This window comes from Blastococcus sp. OS1-29 (assembly GCF_057628075.1).
The window spans coordinates 412,984-430,883 of sequence record NZ_JBXXJK010000002.1 but is presented as its reverse complement, the minus strand read 5'-3'; the positions used below and the strand labels follow the sequence as shown (position 1 = coordinate 430,883).

17 protein-coding genes are annotated in these 17,900 nt (G+C 73.2%); 4 read left to right on the top strand and 13 right to left on the bottom strand.

The genetic code is table 11. The features are described from left to right. Window positions 1–46: 46 nt before the first annotated feature. The 3 genes from AC2H4J_RS06760 to AC2H4J_RS06750 form a co-directional block, all read right to left on the bottom strand. Window positions 47–1,312, bottom strand: coding sequence for an NAD(P)/FAD-dependent oxidoreductase (locus AC2H4J_RS06760; protein ID WP_487464084.1), 1,266 nt, complete (start codon window positions 1,310–1,312; stop codon window positions 47–49). Continuing rightward, entirely contained in the window at window positions 1,309–1,644 is a 336-nt protein-coding gene (locus AC2H4J_RS06755; protein WP_487464083.1) for a TraR/DksA family transcriptional regulator, read from the bottom strand. Before AC2H4J_RS06755 ends, AC2H4J_RS06760 begins: the two co-directional genes overlap by 4 nt. A 72-nt stretch (window positions 1,645–1,716) precedes the next feature. After that, entirely contained in the window at window positions 1,717–1,989 is a 273-nt protein-coding gene (locus AC2H4J_RS06750) for a hypothetical protein (protein WP_487464082.1), read from the bottom strand. Between the two features lie 130 nt (window positions 1,990–2,119). On the opposite strand from AC2H4J_RS06750, the gene AC2H4J_RS06745 reads away from it, so the two are divergent. Together AC2H4J_RS06745 and AC2H4J_RS06740 are read left to right on the top strand one after the other, a co-directional pair. Then, complete coding sequence (locus tag AC2H4J_RS06745) at window positions 2,120–3,325, top strand: PucR family transcriptional regulator (RefSeq protein ID WP_487464081.1); 1,206 nt, start codon at window positions 2,120–2,122, stop codon at window positions 3,323–3,325. A 148-nt stretch (window positions 3,326–3,473) separates the two neighbouring features. Then, window positions 3,474–4,793: a cytochrome P450 gene (locus AC2H4J_RS06740; protein WP_487464080.1), complete on the top strand. Its 1,320-nt coding sequence runs from the start codon at window positions 3,474–3,476 to the stop codon at window positions 4,791–4,793. On the opposite strand, the gene AC2H4J_RS06735 is transcribed toward AC2H4J_RS06740, so the two are convergent. Next, complete coding sequence (locus AC2H4J_RS06735) at window positions 4,783–6,903, bottom strand: DEAD/DEAH box helicase (protein WP_487464079.1); 2,121 nt, start codon at window positions 6,901–6,903, stop codon at window positions 4,783–4,785. The two genes, AC2H4J_RS06740 and AC2H4J_RS06735, sit on opposite strands and share 11 nt — an antisense overlap. A 399-nt stretch (window positions 6,904–7,302) precedes the next feature. Here AC2H4J_RS06735 and AC2H4J_RS06730 point away from each other — a divergent pair, with 399 nt between their 5' ends. Next, the gene (locus AC2H4J_RS06730; RefSeq protein WP_487464078.1) at window positions 7,303–7,722 is read left to right on the top strand and encodes a cupredoxin domain-containing protein; all 420 of its coding nucleotides are present in this window, start codon (window positions 7,303–7,305) and stop codon (window positions 7,720–7,722) included. 21 nt (window positions 7,723–7,743) lie between these two features. Here the strand turns inward: AC2H4J_RS06730 and AC2H4J_RS06725 are convergent, their stop codons facing one another. Genes AC2H4J_RS06725 through AC2H4J_RS06685 form a run of 9 tightly spaced genes read right to left on the bottom strand, consistent with a single transcriptional unit; the run spans window position 7,744 to window position 16,900 of the window. Continuing rightward, a complete protein-coding gene (locus AC2H4J_RS06725; RefSeq protein ID WP_487464077.1) occupies window positions 7,744–9,477 on the bottom strand; it encodes a CocE/NonD family hydrolase in 1,734 nt (577 codons plus the stop codon). Then, entirely contained in the window at window positions 9,470–10,396 is a 927-nt protein-coding gene (locus AC2H4J_RS06720) for an MBL fold metallo-hydrolase (protein WP_487464076.1), read from the bottom strand. The genes AC2H4J_RS06725 and AC2H4J_RS06720 overlap by 8 nt, the downstream gene beginning before the upstream one ends. 3 nt (window positions 10,397–10,399) lie before the next feature. Beyond that, window positions 10,400–11,311 (bottom strand): alpha/beta hydrolase, encoded by a 912-nt coding sequence (locus tag AC2H4J_RS06715; RefSeq protein ID WP_487464075.1) that lies wholly within the window; start codon window positions 11,309–11,311, stop codon window positions 10,400–10,402. Continuing rightward, window positions 11,308–12,420 (bottom strand): FAD-dependent oxidoreductase, encoded by a 1,113-nt coding sequence (locus AC2H4J_RS06710; protein WP_487464074.1) that lies wholly within the window; start codon window positions 12,418–12,420, stop codon window positions 11,308–11,310. Before AC2H4J_RS06710 ends, AC2H4J_RS06715 begins: the two co-directional genes overlap by 4 nt. 13 nt (window positions 12,421–12,433) lie before the next feature. Further along, the gene (locus AC2H4J_RS06705; protein ID WP_487464073.1) at window positions 12,434–13,402 is read right to left on the bottom strand and encodes a phosphotriesterase family protein; all 969 of its coding nucleotides are present in this window, start codon (window positions 13,400–13,402) and stop codon (window positions 12,434–12,436) included. Window positions 13,403–13,426: 24 nt separating this feature from the next. Further along, on the bottom strand, window positions 13,427–14,392 hold the full coding sequence (locus tag AC2H4J_RS06700) for a phosphotriesterase family protein (protein WP_487464072.1): 966 nt from the start codon (window positions 14,390–14,392) through the stop codon (window positions 13,427–13,429). After that, a complete protein-coding gene (locus AC2H4J_RS06695) occupies window positions 14,389–15,537 on the bottom strand; it encodes an NAD(P)/FAD-dependent oxidoreductase (RefSeq protein ID WP_487464071.1) in 1,149 nt (382 codons plus the stop codon). The genes AC2H4J_RS06700 and AC2H4J_RS06695 overlap by 4 nt, the downstream gene beginning before the upstream one ends. Window positions 15,538–15,539: 2 nt before the next feature. After that, window positions 15,540–15,731 carry a ferredoxin gene (locus AC2H4J_RS06690; RefSeq protein ID WP_487464070.1) on the bottom strand — a complete coding sequence of 64 codons (192 nt, stop codon included), beginning with the start codon at window positions 15,729–15,731 and terminating at the stop codon, window positions 15,540–15,542. Then, on the bottom strand, window positions 15,728–16,900 hold the full coding sequence (locus AC2H4J_RS06685) for a cytochrome P450 (protein ID WP_487464069.1): 1,173 nt from the start codon (window positions 16,898–16,900) through the stop codon (window positions 15,728–15,730). The genes AC2H4J_RS06690 and AC2H4J_RS06685 overlap by 4 nt, the downstream gene beginning before the upstream one ends. 235 nt (window positions 16,901–17,135) lie before the next feature. On the opposite strand from AC2H4J_RS06685, the gene AC2H4J_RS06680 reads away from it, so the two are divergent. Continuing rightward, the gene (locus tag AC2H4J_RS06680; protein WP_487464068.1) at window positions 17,136–17,720 is read left to right on the top strand and encodes a TetR/AcrR family transcriptional regulator; all 585 of its coding nucleotides are present in this window, start codon (window positions 17,136–17,138) and stop codon (window positions 17,718–17,720) included. Window positions 17,721–17,900 lie beyond the last annotated feature (180 nt).

Sequence of the window (17,900 nt, the reverse complement as noted above, 5' to 3'; positions counted from 1 at the left end):
GCCCGGCCAGTCGCAGCATCCGCAGCGCGACGGGGCCCGCGACCGATCAGCGACGCGGGTCGAACGGTGACAGCTCCGGGGGCGCCTCCCCCTTCAGCACGGTCTGGGCCAGCAACATGCCGGTGATCGGCCCCAGGGCGATGCCCCACATGCCGTGGCCGCCGGCGACGAAGACGCGGGGTGACGCGGTCGCGCCCACCAGCGGGAGCCCGTCGGCCGTGCACGGACGGGAGCCGACCCACTCGCTGTGCCGGTCGTCGAGGTCCACGCCGTCCAGGAACGGGCGGACGGCGTCGGCGACGGCCGTGATCCGTCGGGGGTCCAGCGGGTCCCCGTGCCGGCGGAACTCCATCATTCCGGCGACCCGCAGCCGGCTCCCCAGCGGCGTGCACGCCACCCGCTGGCGAGGGAAGTAGAGCGGCCCGTTCGGCATCCGTTCCACCGGCACGCTGAAGCTGTAGCCCCGACCGGCCTGCACCGGGTGACGCACCCCGAAGGGAGCCGCCAGGCGGGCGAGTTCCGCGCCGGTGGCGAGCACGACGGCGTCGTGCCGCTGCTCCTCCCCCGCGTCGCTGACGACGGCGATTCCCCCGCGGTCGTGCCGGACGTCCGCGACGCCGACCCCCTCCACGATCTCGCCGCCCCGCGCCCGGACGGCGAGGGCGAGCGAGCGGACGAACTCGGGCGGGTGCAGGTAGCGCTGACCGTAGATCTGCACCGCGGCGCCCACCTGCTCGGTCAGGGTCGGCTCGACCGCGCGCACCCGCCAACCGGTCACCGGGGCGAACGTCGTGTCCTGACCGGCGGCCCGGATCTGCTCCAGTTCGGAGAGCAGGTGCTCGGCCTCGCGCTCGCGGCGGAAACAGGCCAGGAAGGGCTCGGCCGGGTGCGTGATCGCCGGGACGCCGCCGGCCGCGAGGGCGTCGAACGCCTCGAGGGCCCGCTCGTTGAGCGGGACGTAGGCGGCCATGCCGCGCTGCCATTGCCGGGCGGTGCTGTGGGCGACGAAGCGGGTGAGGAAGCGCAGCAGCGTGCGGTCGGCACGCGGCGGCAGGTACACCGGCGACCGTGGGCTGAGCACCGCACGCAGGCCGTAGCGGAGCACGGCCGGCTCCGGCAGCGGCGCGGTCAGGGCCGGGGTCAGCCAGCCGGCGTTGCCCCAGGAGGCACCGGCGCCGATGGCGTCCCGCTCGTAGACGGTGACCTCCGCGCCGGCCTCCTGCAGGAACCAGGCCGTGGAGAGGCCCACCATGCCCGCCCCGACGACGGCCACCCGACGCGGTGCGCCGCCGGTCGCCGCGCCGGGGCTCACCGTGCCCGCTCCTCGCAGGCGACGCACCCGGCGGCGAACGGCCGGAACTCCAGACGCTCCGCCGGGATGCGGGCCCCGCAGCGGACGCAGGCGCCGTAGGTGCCGTCGGTGATCCGCTGCAGCGCGGCGTCGATCTCCTCGACGGTGCGCAGCAGGCGGCCGGCCCGGCTGACGGCGACCGCGTCGGGCATCGACGTCGCCGACTCGGCCAGGGCCAGCTCGCGCTCGTGCAGGCACTCGGCGCGGAGGTCGTTGAGCAGTGTCCGGAACTTCTGCTGCTCGAGGGCGACGGCCGGGGCGGCGCTCGCCCCGGCGGTGAGGACGGTGGACATGAGTTCTCCTCCCGGAGAGTGGACCGCGTGCACCGGACGGGCACGCGCGAGGAACAGGGCGACCGGTGGGGGTCAGTGCACCGCGGACTGCTTCGCGCGGTCGCCGGCGTCGCCGGTGGTCCGTGCTGGGCCGTCCTGCCGCGGGAGGACGCGCCACAGCAGCCAGGTCAGGCCGGCGGCCGCCCCGACGGCGAGCCCGACAGCCGGCGCGCCGAGCAGCACCAGCAGGACGGCGCCCCACGCGCCCCCGATCACCACGGCCGGCACCTCCCGGCGGCGGTCCCGCCCGGTCCCCTGCTGCCGCTGGATCTCGTCCCAGACTCTCTGTTCGTGCTCGCTCAGCATGACCCACCTCCGTCGCCGTCCAGGGTCCGTCGCCGCACGGGCGGGCACCAGGGCCGCCACCGGCCAGATCAGGCACACTGCACTTGCCGGTCACCGGCAACAGCCGGTGACCGGACCGATCGGAGGCGGGATGACGCGGCGGGATGCGGCGGGATCGACGGGGCGCGAAGCCTGGCTGGACGACGTCGCCGCCTCTGCAGCGACCGCCTCGGGTGCGCCGGCGGGGTTGATCGGCGAGTACCTGCCGATGCTCGCCGACGCCGCCATCCATGGCCGCCGTCCGCAGGAGTGGGAGCTCGACGCCGTCCGGGAACTGGGGCGTCGCGCGGCCGCCGACGGCGTCGAGGCGCGCGTCGCGGTCGACCTGTACCTGTCGGCGGCGTGGCGGCTCTGGCGTCGGCTGCCGGTGGTCGCGCGATCCAACGACGCGGAGAAGGTCCGCAACGCCACCGAGGCGGTCCTGCGGGTGCTGGACGACGCGGTCGGCGCGCTGGTGGAGGGCCACCAGTCCGAGCGCCGGGAGTCGATCCGCCACGAGGAGGCCCTGCGGCGGGAGTTCGTCGACGACCTGCTGCGGGGCGACGCCGACGTCTCCCGCATGGTGCAGCGGGCCGAGCCCTTCGGCATCGACCTCGGCAGGCCGCATCACGTCGCGCTGGTCGCGGTTGCCGGGACGAGCACGGCCATCGATCGCGTGGCCACAACCCTCGAGCGCGCCGTCGTCGATCGGTTCGGTGACCGCGACGTGCTGGCGGCCACCAAGGACGACCGCGTCGTCCTCGTCCTGCCTGGTCGGCCCGGGGCGGCACCCAACTCGGCGGACAGCCTGGAGGTGGGGCGCGTGATCCACCAGCAGGTCCTGCGGCTGGAACCGGAGGCACGCTGGCGGGTGGCCGCCGGGCGCGCCTTCCCGGGTGCCTACGGCGTGGCCCGCTCCTACGAGGAGGCTCGCGAGTCCCACGCCCTGGCCGACCGTCTGGACCTGCCCGCAGCCGTGGTCGACGCCCGCGATCTGCTCGTCTACCGCGTCCTCGGCCGGGACCAGGCGGCGATGGTCGACCTCGTCCGGGACGTGCTGGGACCCCTCGCGCAGGTGCGGGGCGGCGCCGAGGTGCTGCTCGCCACCTTGCACGCCTACTTCGACGCCGGCGACGTGGCGACCGAGGCCGCGCGGCGACTGCACGTCTCGGTCCGCACCGTCACCTACCGGCTGGCCCGGGTCGCCGAGTTGACCGGCAACAGCGTCGGGAGCCCCGATCAGCGCTTCACGCTGCAGGCGGCCGTGCTCGGGGCGCGTCTACTGGACTGGCCGTCCCACCCCCTCCCCGTCGCATGACCGGTCGATTTGCCGGGCTTCGGCAAGCGCATGCGGCGCCGGTCTGCCCCCCGCTGCGAGGGGCTCCCAGCTGCCCGGCGTAGACAAGGCCCGACCCGGAGCCGCCCGCAGACGACCCCGCAGACGACCCCGCAGACGACGAGGAGCCATGCCGACGAACGAACGCGCGTCCCGCCCCACCGTTCGCCGCGGTCCGCGTGCCCTGGCCGAGGCGTGGCTGGCCCGCCTCGTGGCGTGGCGCGTCCGCCGCAAGGGCATGGACCTGTCCGAGCTGACCTTCCTGCCCGAGGCCGCGCGGCTGCCGCTGCTGCGCAACGGCACGGACCCCGTGCCCGAACTCGCCGCGGTCCGGGAGCTCGAGCCGGTGCACCGCCTCGACCTGCGGTTCGGTTTCGCGGTGCACCTGGTGACCGGCTACGAGCAGGCCCGCGCGGTGCTCGCGGACCGGAACTCCTACAGCAACGACGTCCGCCATCTGTTCCGGGACGCCGGGCCGGGGTCGATCGCGGACGTCGGCGGTCTCGGACTCAGCGATCCCCCGCTGCACACCCGGCTGCGCAAGCTCGTCGCGCCGGAGTTCACGAAGGCCCGGCTGGACCGGCTCGTTCCGGTGATCGAGCAGATCACGACCCGCCGGCTGGACGACCTGGCTGCCGCCGGCTCACCGGCCGACCTGGCCGAGCACGTGTCCTCGCGGATCCCGATGGACGCCATCTGCGGCCTGCTGGGGCTCGACGACGCCGATCACGACGCCTTCGTCCGGCTCGGCGGCCAGCGGTTCGATGCCTCCGGGGGCGCGGCCGCGGCGTTGGGTGCCGTGTCGGTGCAGAAGCAGCTGCTGCTCGAGGTGGTGGCCCACCAGCGCAGCGCGCCGGGCGACGGCCTGATCGGCCAGATCCTGCGGGCCGAGGGGGACGCGCTCTCCGACGACGACCTGGCCGGGCTGGTCGACGGAATCGTCACGGGCGGCTACGAGACCACGGCCAGCATGATCTCGCTGGGCACGCTGGTGCTGCTGCGCGATCCCGCCTCCGCGGAGCTGGTGCGCACCGGGTCGGAGGCCGACGTCGAGCGCGTCGTCGAGGAGCTGCTGCGCTACCTGACCGTCGTGCAGGTCGCCTTCCCGCGCTTCGCCAAGGAGGAGCTGCAGCTCTTCGGGCACACGGTCCGGCCCGGCGACGTCGTCGCCGCCTCGCTCAGCGGAGCCGACCGCGACCCGGCCTGGGCGGGCCCGGACCCCGACGCCTTCGACCCTGCCCGCTCCCCCGCCGGCGGTGGCCACCTGGCCTTCGGCCACGGCATGCACCGCTGCGTCGGGGCGGAGCTGGCCCGGATGGAGCTGCGCATCGTGTTCCCCGCGCTGCTCCACCGGTTCCCCGACCTGCGGCTGGCCGTGCCCGAGGACGAGCTGGCCTGGCGCCGGCTGTCCTTCGTCTACGGGGTGGAGGAGCTGCCGGTCAGCTTCTGAGCGCGTCGGTCAGCAACGCCACCAGCGCCTCCAGCTGCACGTCGGCCGAGGAGGAGAGCTCCTCCCCCGACCCGTCGAGCGCCCGGGCGGCGAGCCCGGCCTTGCTGTCGATCAGCTCGGCGATCCGGGCGTCGATGGTCTGCGCGGCGATGATGCGCCACGCGGTGACCGGCTCGGTCTGCCCGATGCGGTGGCTGCGGTCGATGGCCTGGGTCTGCTCGGCGTCGGTCCAGGACAGCTCGGCCAGCACGATGTTCGACGCCACCTGCAGGTTCAGTCCGACGCCGGCAGCGGTCAGCGAGCAGACCGCGACGGCCACGCCGGGGTCGTTCACGAAGGCGTCGATGTTCTTCTGCCGCACCGACGGGGTCTGGTCGCCGCGGATCGAGGAGTACCGCACGCCCTGCTTGGCGAAGGCCTCCTCGGCGGCGTCCATGACGTCGATGTGCTTGGCGAAGAACACGACCTTGCCGGCGCTGCGCGCCAGCTGCGCGGCGTAGTCGGCCGCGAGCCCCGCCTTGGCCTGGCCGATGCGCCGCACCATGGTGAAGACGTTCTCGCCGGCGGTCGTGCTCGCGTCCTTGAGCTCGGCCTTGGCCACCCGGCGGACCAGCGCGAGATCGATCCCGTCGCCGCTGTCGACCGCACGGGAGGCGTGTGCGGTCTCGTAGCGCTGCACCATCCGCTGCACGAGCTGGCGCTCGGCCGCGCGGATCGAGCGGCCCGCGGCGCCGTCGAGCTCGACGGGGAGGTCGGCGATCCGGCGGGCCGGGATGTCGGCGGCGACGTCGACCTTGCGGCGTCGGACGATCCCGCGGTCGATCACGGCCTTGCGCGCGGCGCGGTAGAAACCTGGGTCGGCCGGCGTGAGACCGGTGTTCTCCAGGGCCTCCATCAGCGGGCCGAGCGGCGTGCTGTCGTCGATCCAGCCGAGGAACTGCCAGATGACCAGGAAGTCCTCGATGTCGTTGATCAGCGGGGTCCCGGTCAGGGCCATCAGCAGGGGCTGCCCGGCCCGGAACCGGATCCGGTCGGACAGCTCGAGGACGTGCTGGGAACGCTGGCTGGTCTTGTTCTTGATGAAGTGGGCCTCGTCGACCACCATCCCGCGGAAGCCGAAATCGCCGAGCCAGCCGACGTGCCGGTCGAGCACCTCGTAGTTGACGACGACGATGTCGGCGAAGCCGTCCACGGTGTCACCGTCCCCCTGGACGACGGTCGCCGGGCGGTGCGGCGTCCAGCGGGCCGCCTCACGGGCCCAGTTGGTCTTGACGACGTTCGGCACGACCACCAGCAGCGGGAAGGCGTTCGCCGCCTCGGCCGCGAGCAGCGCCTGTGCCGTCTTCCCCAGGCCCGGCTCGTCGGCCAGCAGGAAGGTGCGGTGACCGGCCGCGGCCGCGGCGACCAGCTGGCCCTGGTGCGGCATGAGCTCCAGGCCCGCGGGGGTGAAGCGGGCCGTCGGGAAGGGCAGGTCCATGCACGCCGGCTCCCCGCTGCCCGCGCGCTCGAAGGCGCTGAGCAGCGGGTTGAGCAGCTCCCACCCGGCCAGGCGCCGGGGACGGGCCGCGGTCTCCGCGACGGCGGAGAAGTCGGGTGCGAGGAAGGGATTGGCCAGCTGCCGCGAGATCACCGACTGCGGGACGACGCGGCGCTCCTGCGCGGTGGAGGCGGCGGCGGGCGGCTCCTCGGCCGGCGCCTCCTCGACCACGGGCTCCACGCCCACGCTCTTCAGCATGTCGCGCTTGAGCGCGCGCGCCGCGTCGGAGACGGCCGCGTCCTCGGCCAGCAGGGCGAGCAGTCCGGGATCGCGGACGGCGGTCGTGGCGAGGATCGTGGCCACCCCGTCGAGGCGCTTGAGCTGCTCCGACCGGTGCCCGTCGCTGCCGGTCCGGTCCGCGAGGACGCGGGCGCGCTCCTCCCGCAGCAGCAGGGCGATGGCCTGGAACTTCGTGCGGACGGACGGCGTCACGCGGCCCCGTTGGGCGGCCGCCTCGACCTCGCGGACGGCGCGGGCGAGCACCGAGACGACGTCCTCGCGGTGCGCCCCCCGGCGCTGGTTCCGGGGGTTGGTACGGCGAGCGCCGGGATGGCGCTGACCTGGTCGAGCCACGTACTACTCCTCTGGCTGCGTGCACGTTCGCCGCGGCAGGGTGCCGCACGGTCCCCGGACGGGACGCGGCACGTCCCGACGCGGGCTCTGGTGCCCCGGCACCGACCCGACCCGCGGCTTCGCCGAGCCGCCACGGGCCTCGCAGGCTCCCACAGGAGGCGGGGCCACCGTCGCAGGCACGTCGTCACAGGACGACGACGGCGTCGGTCTCGTCGTCGGTACGTCGCCAGTAGTAAACACGTGCGGTCGCGCGCAATTCCCGGCGCGTCCCCCGCCGTTGCGCGACGGCACGCCGTCGGGGACTGGTGGAGCGCAGACAGGACCCCGTCCCGGGCCCGGCTGCGGGATCCTGACCCTTGCGGCTCCCCCGCATCCGGCGACCCACGGACGGGAAGACTCATGCGCATCACGCGATCCCGCGCGCGGCTGGTCCTGGCCGGTCTGTGCGCGGTCACCCTGGTCGCCTGCGGCTCGTCGGGCTCGTCGTCGTCCTCGGGCGCGGCGTCGAGTTCGTCCGCGGGCGCGACCTCGACCTCGTCTCCGGCGGGCTCGTCCGCCCCGAACGCCGCCAGCACCGCCTCGACGATCACGATCAAGGGCTTCGCCTTCTCGACGCCGCCCTCGGTGAGCCCGGGCGCGACCGTCACCGTGGACAACCAGGACGGGACGGCCCACACGGTCACCGCCGACACCGGCGGCGCGTTCGACGACCAGGCGGCGGAGGGCACCAGCACCTTCACGGCACCGACGACGCCCGGCTCGTACCCGTTCCACTGCAGCCTGCACCCCTCGATGCACGGCACGCTCGTCGTGAAGTGAGCGCCGGCCGTCCGCGGCGCGCTACCCCTCCCCCGCTGCCCGTGCCGTGAACGGCAGCACGAGTCGGGACGGGTGCTCGGCGTCGCGATAGATCTTGTGCGTCACCGGCCGGCCGACGGGCAGGTGGAAGGCGTCCGGCGGCAGCAGCGAGTTGTGCTCGTCGGCCAGCGGTTCGTCGTTGGAGAGCTCGACCACCAGCCGGTGTCCGGGCAGGAAGGTGGCCGCGAACGGGTACAGGCGGATCACGTACTCCTCGATCATCCCGGGCTGCACCGGCACGCTGCGGGTGTGCGGGTGGTACGGGTTGCCCTCGGTCGTCCGCTCCTCGTCCAGCTCGCGGTGCGAGGCCTTGAGGTATCCGGTGGTGATCAGCTGGCGCTTGCCGTTCGGGGCCGCGTCCCACAGGCGCAGGATGAAGTTGGTGTCCGGCTGGTCGATCTCGGCGAACAGGTGCGCGGCGCCGGCACCCATCAGCTCGGTGGGCTCCTCGAAGGGGCCGGTGCTCCAGCTGAGGACCTCCACCTTGTCCGTGACCGTGAGCGGCGCCTGGTAGAAGCCGTCCGGCGCGGCGTGCTCGGGGCCCATGAGTTCGGGCCGGGCCGCGAGCTTCCCGCGCGGGCGCAGGAAGAGCGGCCGGTACTCGACGTCCTTCGGCGGCCACTGGTCGGCCGTGACGACCTCGCGGGAGCCCTCGACGAACACGCTCACGGCGGGTTCGTCCATGATCCCGTTGTCGACGCCCTTCAGCCAGTACTCGTACCAGCGGAACATCTCGTCGTGCTCCTCCACCCAGGGTCGCGACTGCATGGGCGGGTAGGACCCGATGACCAGCTTCTTCGGGCCCTTCAGGGTCTCGAACAGCTCGACGTGGCCGTCGACCGTCCAGCCGCGGCCCTGGTCGATCTGCAGGTAGACCGGGATGTCGATGTCGCGGGCGAGGTTGATCGGGTTGCGTTCCTCGTACCACTCGCCGTCGAGCTCGTTCGTGATGATGTCGAACCAGGCCTCGTGGTGCTTCGGGTAGTGCAGCACGTGGACCAGGTTCGGCCAGGCGGCGACGTCCGGGTCGGCCAGCCGCTGCGCGACCCGCTGCTCGATCTCCTCCTCCGAGTACGTCGCCAGCATCCGCGAGGTGGTCCGGTCCGTGAACGCCCAGCCGGAGTCGCCCCCGCGGCCCTCGCGGGCAGCGCGCGGCATGAACCACATGACGCCGCCGTGGTACGTCGTCTCGTAGAAGTCGAAGTGGCCGCCGCTGACGAAGATCGCCTTGAGCGACGGCGGGCGCTCGGCCGCGGCGAAGACCTGCATCGAGCCGTAGTAGGAGATGCCGATCATGCCGACGTTGCCGTCACACCACGGCTGCGCGGCGACCCACTCGATGAAGTCGTAGGCGTCCTGGCCCAGGGACACGCCGCCGGCGTTGTAGTTGCCGACGTGCTCGCCCTCGGACGCTCCGGAGCCGCGCAGGTCGCCGATGACGTGGGCGTAGTCCTCGGCCACCACGCGGGCGATGTCGCCGGCCTCGATGCAGCCGTCCCACATCGGGCTCGGCCGGCGCTGGGGCGGCATCGTCAGGGCGAGCGCCTGGAGCTCCTTGCCGTAGGGGCTGAGCGCGACGAGCGCCGGGCGAGGCTTGTCCTCGCTGCCTGCGTAGACGTCGGCGGCAAGGGTGACGCCGTCGCGCATCGGGACGCGCAGGTCCTCGCGGACGGCGATCGTCTGTGTGCCGGCCTGCACCTGTCGGATCTCAGCCATGGTCGTGGAACTCCTTGCGATAGCCGTGCAGCGTCGTGAAGAAGGGGGACGGTTCGAGCGTCGGGTCGCCGGTGTAGCCGACCTCCTCGGCGACCCGGGCGAACGGCGAGTACACCGAGTCGGTCTCCCGCGGCGGGTGCCGGTCCGCGGCCGCTGCGACGCGGGCCTCGATGTCGAGGCTGCCCTGCAACGCCTCCCGCGCCTGGTCCCGGTCCAGCTCGACGCCGTACGGCACGCCGTCGGTGGTGCGGTACGGGTGGCCGAGGTACAGGTGCCGCGGGCGGACGACGTCGCGCAGGTGCTCGAGGCTCGCGCGGTAGGCCCGCGGGTCCTCGAAGCCGGGGAAGCCGTTCGCCGCGCCGTGCACCTGCACCGCGTCGCCGACGAAGACGTCGTCCTGACCGTCGACGACGTAGGCGACCGAGCCGGCCGTGTGGCCGCGGATGGCGTGCACGGAGACCGTGACGTCGCCGCCCAGGGACAGCGTCTCCCCGCCGCGCACCAGCAGGTGCGGCTCCAGCTCACCGGAGATGGCAGCGGCCGCCATCGCCGTCTGCTTCGCCTCGGCCTCGGGGTCGGGCAGGTACCGCGCCCGCACGTCGAGGTAGTTCTGCACGTGCGCGCGGCGCGAGCGCAGATACCGGGCGTCGGGCTCGCCGATCACCACCTGCGCGCGCCTGCCGGTGAGCTCCCAGAGCGCGTGCGCGCCGCCGACGTGATCGATGTGCCCGTGGGTCAGCAGGATCCAGCGGACGTCCTCGATCCGCCGTCCCAGCGCCGCCAGCGCCGGCGCCATGCCCTCGGCAGGCGACGAGGCGACGCCGGTGTCGACGATCGCCGGCTCCGGCGCGTCGATGAAGAAGCTGTACAGCCCGAACCGGCCCCAGGGCGAGACCAGCGGGTGGATGCCGACGGCCACTGCTCAGCCCTCCCGCAGGAACGCCGCGGTCTCGGCGTAGACCCGGGCGAACTCCGGGATCCAGGAGAAGTGCTGCACGAAGCCATGCCCGGCACCCGCGTAACGGGAGATCGTCACGGGCACCCCGGCGTCGCGCAGCCGCTGCCCGTACAGCTCGCCCTCGTCGCGCAGGGGGTCGTGCTCGGCGGTGATGATCAGCGCGGGGGCGAGCCCGGACAGGTCCGCCCGCTTGATCGGCGAGACCAGCGGGTCGGCCGGGTCGGCGCCGCTGTCGAGGTAGAAGGCGTTGAACGGCCGCAGCCCCGCGGTCTCCATCCCGTAGCCCACGGCGTTCTCGCGCAGCGAGGGGTAGCGGTCCTCGTCGAAGTCGAGGTCCAGCGACGGGTAGAACAGCACCTGGTGGGTGATCGCGTCGAGCCCGTCGTCGTACGCCATCGCGGCCACGGCCGCCACGAAGGTGCCGCCCGAGCTGTCGCCGGCGATCGCGAGCGTCCCGCCGTCCCAGCCCAGCTCCGACCCGTGCTCGGCCACCCAGCGGACGACGGCGTAGCAGTCCTGCAGCCCGGCCGGGTACGCCGCCTCGGGTGCCCGCCGGTAGCCGACGGAGACGACGGTCAGACCGGTCTCCTTCGCCAGCGAACGGGCGACGGAGTCGTGGGTCTCCAGGCTGCCGAGGAAGAAGGCGCCGCCGTGGAAGTACACGAGCAGGCCGGACGGGCCGGCCTCGACCGGCGTGTAGATCCGGACCGGCACCTCGGCGACCGTGCGGTCCTCGACCGCGTGCAGCGGCAGCCGCTCCGCGAGCGGCGGGACGTGCGCCTCCTCGCCGGCGCGCATGGCCTCCGGGTCGAGCGGGCCGGGGGGCGGCGCCGGCATCGAGGCCAGCGCGGCGGCGACCTGGGGGTGCAGGGTCATCGGATGGCCTGGGCCGCGGGCTTCTGGCCGGGGAAGACGTCGTCGAGCTCGTCGTCGGTCCAGCCGTGCCGGGAGATGGCCTGCAGCTCGTCGGTGACCGGCTTGCGCTCGGCCTGGAACGCAGCGAGCGCCGCGGGCACCGAATCGGCCGCCAGCAGGGCCTCGACGAGCGCGCCGGCGTCCATGATCGCCGAGTTCGCGCCCTGGCCCTGGTGGTGCAGCATCGCGTGGGCGGAGTCGCCCAGCAGGGTCACCGAGTCGGTGTGCCAGGTGTCGACGGGGTCGATGTCGTAGACGGCGCGGACGTTGACCTTGTCCATGTCGAGGTCGCGGGCGATGCCGACGATCCGCCCGTCGAAGCCCTCCACCTTCGCCAGCAGGTCGTCCTTGGTGACCGTCGGCGTCCAGGTGCCGTCGGCGTCGAGAGCGGTGACGTCGAAGGAGAGTCCGTCGCGGTGGCGCAGCGGCAGCAGGTAGACCTTCGTGCCGCGGCCGATGTACATGCGCAGGTTGTCGTCGACGACCATCCCGTGGCAGGCGCTGGTGGGGATGACCACGCGGTAGGCGTGCTCGCCGGCGAACACCGGCTCGTGGTCGCCGAACAGCTGCTGGCGCACGGTCGACTTGATGCCGTCGGCGCCGATGACGAGGTCGGCCTCGACCGTCGCGCCGTTGGTGAAGCGGAGCACGGTGGTGGCACCGCGGTCCTCGAGGCTCTCCAGCTTGTGGCCGAGCTCGATCATGCCCTCGGGCAGCACCCCGGTGAGTGCGTCGATGAAGTCGCCGCGGTGGATGAGGTGGGTGTGGGTCGTCACCGCGTAGTCGTCCATGCCCGGCCACGAGTCCTTGGCGATCGGGTCGCCGGTGGCGGTGAGGATCTCGAAGTAGTCGCTGGCCGAGCTCACGCGGGCGATCGCGTCGAAGATTCCCCAGCGTCGGAACAGGTCCATGGTCGAGGGGCGCAGGCCGATGCCGGCCCCCACCTCGGAGATCTCGGTGGCCTGCTCGTACACGGTGACGTCGGCGCCGTGCCGGCGGAGGCCCAAGGCCGCGGCCGCGCCGCCGTAGCCCGCACCCACGACGGCGATCCTCAGGTTGCTGATGTCCATGGCGGTTGCTCTCTCAGTTCGTCGTGAGGGTCAGGAAGTCGGCGGGGTTCTCGACGAAGATCCGGTGGATGGTGGCCTCGTCGATCCCCTCGTCCTTCAGGTCGGGGATCAGCTGCTCGTAGATGTAGTTGACGGTGTGGCCCTTGACGCCGGGCCAGCCGAGCGGGCTGCAGTTGGCGTCGGCGGACGCCAGCACCTGGTCGAGGTGGCCCTCGCCGATCAGCCGGAGGAAGTGCTCGAGGCGCTCCCGGCGGTGCCGGCCCCAGAACGGCGGGTCGGGCAGCTCGAGGTCGTAGCCGAAGGTGTCGAAGCCGATCCGGCCACCCCCGCCGAGGATCGCGGCCTCGTTCACCTTGCCCTGGCTAACGCCGTCGTCGGCGTGCCCGAACAGCACCCGGTCCAGCGGCAGGCCCTCCTCGGCGAAGACCGCCAGCGCGGGCTCCACGTCGACCGCGAGGTGGGTGAAGATCGGCACCCCGGTCAGCAGCGCCGCGCGGGCCGCCGCCCGGTAGATCCGCAGGTCCAGTTCCTTCATCCGGAAACCGCGGCTCACGCCGACCTTGATGATCCCGGCCCTGCCGCCGCTGGTGCCGATGCCGACGGTGATCTCGTGGACGAACTGGCGCATCAGGTAGTCGACGGAGGCCTCGGCGAAGAAGCGCAGCGCGGTGTCACCGCCGACGAACCCGGTGGCCGCGACGATGTGCACGCCGGTCTTGGCCGAGAGTGACCGGTAGTAGTCGACGTCGCGGCCGTTGCAGATGCCGGTGGCGTCGACGAACGTGGCGCCGCCGTACTGCCGGCTGTACTCGGCGAACCGGCGCAGCTTCGGGACGGTCTCCTCGTAGCGCTGCTCGGGGGTCTTCCACCACTGGGTGTCGAGCTCCGAGCCGGGCATGCCGTAGCCGATGTGCTCGTGCACGGCGACGAGACCCAGCTCTTCGGCCGCGATCGGGCCGAGGACGGTGTGAACGCGGGACATGTTCTCTCTCTCCGGGTCCGGCGCTCAGCGCACCGCGAGCAGGTCACGCGGGTTCGCGACCAGGATTCGCTGGATGTCGGTGTCGCTCACGCGGTGCGCCGCCAGCAGCGAGGCGAAGGCGACGAGCACGTGGGCGTAGGGCAGTTCGTACGGTGCGTGGCCCTTGGCGACGCCGATCGCGTTGCCGGACAGCAGGATCCGGTCGACGTGACCCGCTGCGACGAGCTCGGCCACGAGGGCCGCGCGCTGCGCGTCCCGGAGATAGGCGTCGTCGTCGTTGCGCCCGACGTGGTCGATCGCGACGTAGGCGCCGCGGGCGGCGACGGCGTCCGGCCAGCCGGCCGCGACCGCCTCGGTCCGGTCGAGGTCCCCGACCACCACCCGGTCGGCGCGCAGCCCCTCGTCGAGGACCAGCTGCAGCTCGGCGACGGCGTCGACGCCGTAGCGGATCGAGACCGGCACGCCGGTGGCCAGCGCGGCGCGGGCGGCGCCGCGGAACAGGCTCCCGTCGGTGGGCGTCATGCCCCCTCGGGTCGCGGTGGTGGCCACGAGGCCGGCCGCGCCCCGGCGCTCGACGCGTGGGACGACCATGCCCTCGGTGACCTCCTTGCCGAACAGGTCGGCGAACTTCTCCGCCGGCCACGGGGTCGGCGGGTTGGTCTGCGGCGTCAGGAAGTAGCCGCCGAGGTTCTCCTCGGGGCCCATGCCGGTCGAGGCGACGAGGTGCACGCCGGTGGAGCGGGACAGCGCCTCGTACAGCTTCACGTCGCGGCCGTGGAACATGCCCGTGCTGTCGACGAGGGTGCCGCCACCGGCCTCCTTGAAGGCGGTGAGCTTGGCGGCCAGCACCTCGAAGATCTCGGCGCGGTCCATCGAGATGTCGTGGCCGTGCTCGGCGCCGGGAACGACGGAGAGCAGGGCCTCGTGGATCGCCACGACGCCGAGGGAGTCGGCGGGCACGGGCCCGAGGACGGTGTTCACAGTGGTCATACCAAGGCTCCTCGGGTGGTCGGCTTCAGGAGCCGTTTGAGCTTCGCGGGCGGGGTGGCGTGGTTGACCGCGACGACGGTCTGCGGGGCGGTCTCGTCGGGCCAGGCCAGCAGCGCCGCGCCGGCGGCGAGCGAGCCGTCGAGCACGGCCGGCTCCCCCTGGGGGTCGCCCGGGCCGACCATCTTCACGTCGAGCCCGAACTGTTCGGTCCAGGAGTACCGGGAGGGCCGGTACGCGGGGGCGTCGTCCCCGTGCAGCAGCGACATCGCCGCGGCGCGGGCCTGCTCGACGGCGTTGGTCCAGCTGGGGATCCGGGTGAGGGCACCGTCGCCGGTGGTGAGGACGGCGACGTCGCCGGCCGCGACCACGCGCGGGCTGACCCGGCAGCGCTCGTCGACGAGCACCCCGCCGGCCACCGGCAGCCCGGACCCGGCCAGCCACTCGACGTTGGGCACGTCGCCGACCGCGGAGACGATGAGGTCGGCCTCCAGCCGCTGACCGTCGGCGGTCTCGACCCCGGTCGGGAACGGCGTGCCCAGCAGCCGGACCCCGCCGTGGGTGAGGACGAACCGGACGCCGGCCCGCTCGGCGACGGAGCGGACGTGGCCGCCCACCGCCGTCCCGAGCAGCCGGTCCAGCGGGGGCGCGAGGTCGACGACGGTCACCTCCTTGCCCAGGGCGCGGGCCGTGGAGGCGATCTCCATGCCGAGGAAGCCCCCGCCGACGACCAGCACCGACGACGCGCGGCCGAGGTCGTCACGCAGCCGGAGGCCCTCGTCGTAGCTGCGCAGCACCCGCTCCGCCTGGTTGGCCGTGCCGATGCGGCGGGCGCGCGCGCCGGTGGCGATGACCAGGCCGTCGTAGCGGACCGGCCCGCCCGGGGTGAGGACGACGCGGTTCTCGGTGTCCAGCCCGCTGGCCGGCGTGCGCAGGTGCAGGTCGACCTCCTCGGACAGCGGCGCGAGGACCACGTCGTCGGCGGTCTCCCGCCCGGCCAGGACGCCCTTGGACAGCGGCACCCGGGTGTAGGGCGGCAGATCCTCGTCGCTGAGCACCGTGATCCGGCCGTCGAAGTCCTCCATGCGGAGCGTCTCGACCGCGGTCAGCGCCGCGATGGACCCGCCGACGACGACGACGTCCCGCACCCTCAGTTCTCGATCCGCAGCGCGGCCACCGGGCAGACCCGCGCGCCGGCCTCCGCCTTGCGCTCCAGCTCCGCGGGCACGGACTCGTGCAGCAGCACCACGATGGCGTCGTCGTCCAGCTCGTAGACCTCGGGTGCGGTGTCGGCGCACAGCCCGTGGCCCTCGCACCGCTCGCGGTCGGCAGCGATCCTCATGCCGGCACCACCTCGAGGACGGGCAGCGAGTCGATGCTGCGGGTCGCGTTGTGCGGGACCCGCACCTCCGCGCCGACCACGAGGCGCCCGACGCGACGGACCAGCGCGTCGATCACGGCGTGCGCCTCCAGGCGGGCCAGCCCCTGGCCGGCGCAGCCGTGGATGCCGTAGCCGAGCGAGAGGTGGTCGACGGGGTTGCGCCGGACGAGGAACTCGTCGGGGTTCTCGTAGTGCCGCGGGTCGCGGTTGCCGGCGCCGAGGCAGACCGCCACGCGGGCACCCGCGGGGATCAGGACGCCCTGGAGCTCGACGTCCCTCGTCGCCTGCCGGCCCCAGACGTTGATCGGCGCCCAGAAGCGGAGCACCTCGTTGAAGGCGGCCGGGACGAGCGAGACGTCCTCGCGGACGATCGCCAGCTGCTCGGGGTGCGCGGCGAACAGGGCGATGATGTTGCCGATCGCGCTGACGGTGTTCTCCACACCGGCCGCGAGGTACTGGTGGATGATCGGCCCGGCCGAGCCCGGCGGGATCGCACCGCGCTCCTCGGCCTCGAAGATGCCGCGGCCGATCGAGCCCTCGGCCAGGTCGCCCTTGGTGACCGTCGAGCACCAGGCGTACAGCTCGCCGGCGATGGGGAAGCTCTCGGCGGTGCGCTGGTTGAGCGGGCCGATCACCTGGTTGGCCGCCTTGCCCCAGTCGAGCATGTGGCCGCGCACCTCGCCGGTGAACCCGACGAGGTCGGCGACGATCTCCAGGGGGAAGGCGCGCGCGATCGAGTCGATGGCGTCGAACGAGCCGGACGCGACCAGGTCGGCGACGAGCGCGTCGGCCTTGGCGTCGATCTGCCCCTTGAGCCCGCGCAGGGCGCGCGGTGAGAGGTTCTCGGTCAGCGCGGCCCGCAGGGCCGTGTGCTGCGGCGGGTCGGAAGCGAGCGAGGTGCCCTGCAGCGCCTCGTTGACCATCGGGTTGAAGCCGATGCCGTGCGCCGAGGAGAAGGTCTCCCAGTCGCCCAGGGCGTCCCGGACGACGTCGTACCGGGTGAGGGCGTAGACGTCGTTCGACGGCAGGTGCACGACCCCACCGAGCTCGCGCAGCTCGGCGTAGTGCGGGTACGGGTCGAGGAGGACCTCGTCGGAGAAGAGGTCGATGTCGGAGGTGGGGACGGACATGCGTACTCCTCGGCTTTCGGACGTCGTTGTCAGGGGTGGAGCTGGTCGGCTACTGAGGACGCGAGGCCCGCGGTACGGCCGCGACGACACGGTGACCGACATCATGTCCCTTGACTTTACGCACTGTCAATCGAAATGCCGGAGGATTTCTCGACCCGGGTTCGGCGACCACGGATGGGGCCCCGGCCGCCCGCGAGCGCGGGGTCGGCACGGGGCCCTGATTTATGGTTGGACGGTGAGTCTCCGCGAAGCCCAGAAGCGCATGACCCGTGAGCTGCTGCTCAAGGAGGGCCTGGGGCTGTTCGAGGCAAAGGGCTACGCCGCGACGACCATCGACGACATCGCCGCCGCAGCCGGCACGACCCGGCAGACGTTCTACCTGCACTTCTCGTCGAAAGCGCACCTCCTCCGCGAGCTCATCACGGCCGTCAACGTGATCCTGACGGAGGCCGACGACCCGCCACTGGCGGCCGTGGTCGCGTCCGGCGATCCGGAGGTCATCCGCGCCTGGCTCGGGCGCAAGATCGACCAGTGGCCGGAGATCCGGCCCTACATCACTGCGGCCCACGAAGGCGCGGCGTCGGACGCGGAGATCCAGGAAGCGATCGACCAGTGGTTCGAGAGCGCCATCGGGGACATTCACGAGGGGCTCGACCGCGCCGACCGTTTCACGCCGTCGTCACGTCGCGTCCGCGGCACGCTCGCGTTCGGCCAGCTCGAATTCGCGTCCGTGCGCTGGATGCGGCACGGGTGGGACGTCGACCGCGACGAAACGCACAACCTGCTGACCGAGTCCTGGTGCGCCCTGCTCGTCGACTGACTCCCGCCGCCGGCTGACCAGCCGGTCGGGATGCTCGCCCGGGCGGACCGGGCACACCGTTGCGTGGACGCCCGCGGCGGGTCCCTGTCGAGGGTCTCCCTCCGGCGCGCACGACGGACCGGCGACTGCAGCGGCGGCGCCGGCGCGCGCCCTGCGCACGGTGCCGTCGAGGCGGTCCGG

Coding starts and splice junctions, on each gene's coding strand:
- AC2H4J_RS06755 (WP_487464083.1), bottom strand. CDS start 1,644: ATGTCCACCGTCCTCACCGCCGGGGCGAGCGCCGCCCCGGCCGTCGCC.
- AC2H4J_RS06750 (WP_487464082.1), bottom strand. CDS start 1,989: ATGCTGAGCGAGCACGAACAGAGAGTCTGGGACGAGATCCAGCGGCAG.
- AC2H4J_RS06745 (WP_487464081.1), top strand. CDS start 2,120: ATGACGCGGCGGGATGCGGCGGGATCGACGGGGCGCGAAGCCTGGCTG.
- AC2H4J_RS06740 (WP_487464080.1), top strand. CDS start 3,474: ATGCCGACGAACGAACGCGCGTCCCGCCCCACCGTTCGCCGCGGTCCG.
- AC2H4J_RS06730 (WP_487464078.1), top strand. CDS start 7,303: ATGCGCATCACGCGATCCCGCGCGCGGCTGGTCCTGGCCGGTCTGTGC.
- AC2H4J_RS06725 (WP_487464077.1), bottom strand. CDS start 9,477: ATGGCTGAGATCCGACAGGTGCAGGCCGGCACACAGACGATCGCCGTC.
- AC2H4J_RS06715 (WP_487464075.1), bottom strand. CDS start 11,311: ATGACCCTGCACCCCCAGGTCGCCGCCGCGCTGGCCTCGATGCCGGCG.
- AC2H4J_RS06710 (WP_487464074.1), bottom strand. CDS start 12,420: ATGGACATCAGCAACCTGAGGATCGCCGTCGTGGGTGCGGGCTACGGC.
- AC2H4J_RS06705 (WP_487464073.1), bottom strand. CDS start 13,402: ATGTCCCGCGTTCACACCGTCCTCGGCCCGATCGCGGCCGAAGAGCTG.
- AC2H4J_RS06700 (WP_487464072.1), bottom strand. CDS start 14,392: ATGACCACTGTGAACACCGTCCTCGGGCCCGTGCCCGCCGACTCCCTC.
- AC2H4J_RS06690 (WP_487464070.1), bottom strand. CDS start 15,731: ATGAGGATCGCTGCCGACCGCGAGCGGTGCGAGGGCCACGGGCTGTGC.
- AC2H4J_RS06685 (WP_487464069.1), bottom strand. CDS start 16,900: ATGTCCGTCCCCACCTCCGACATCGACCTCTTCTCCGACGAGGTCCTC.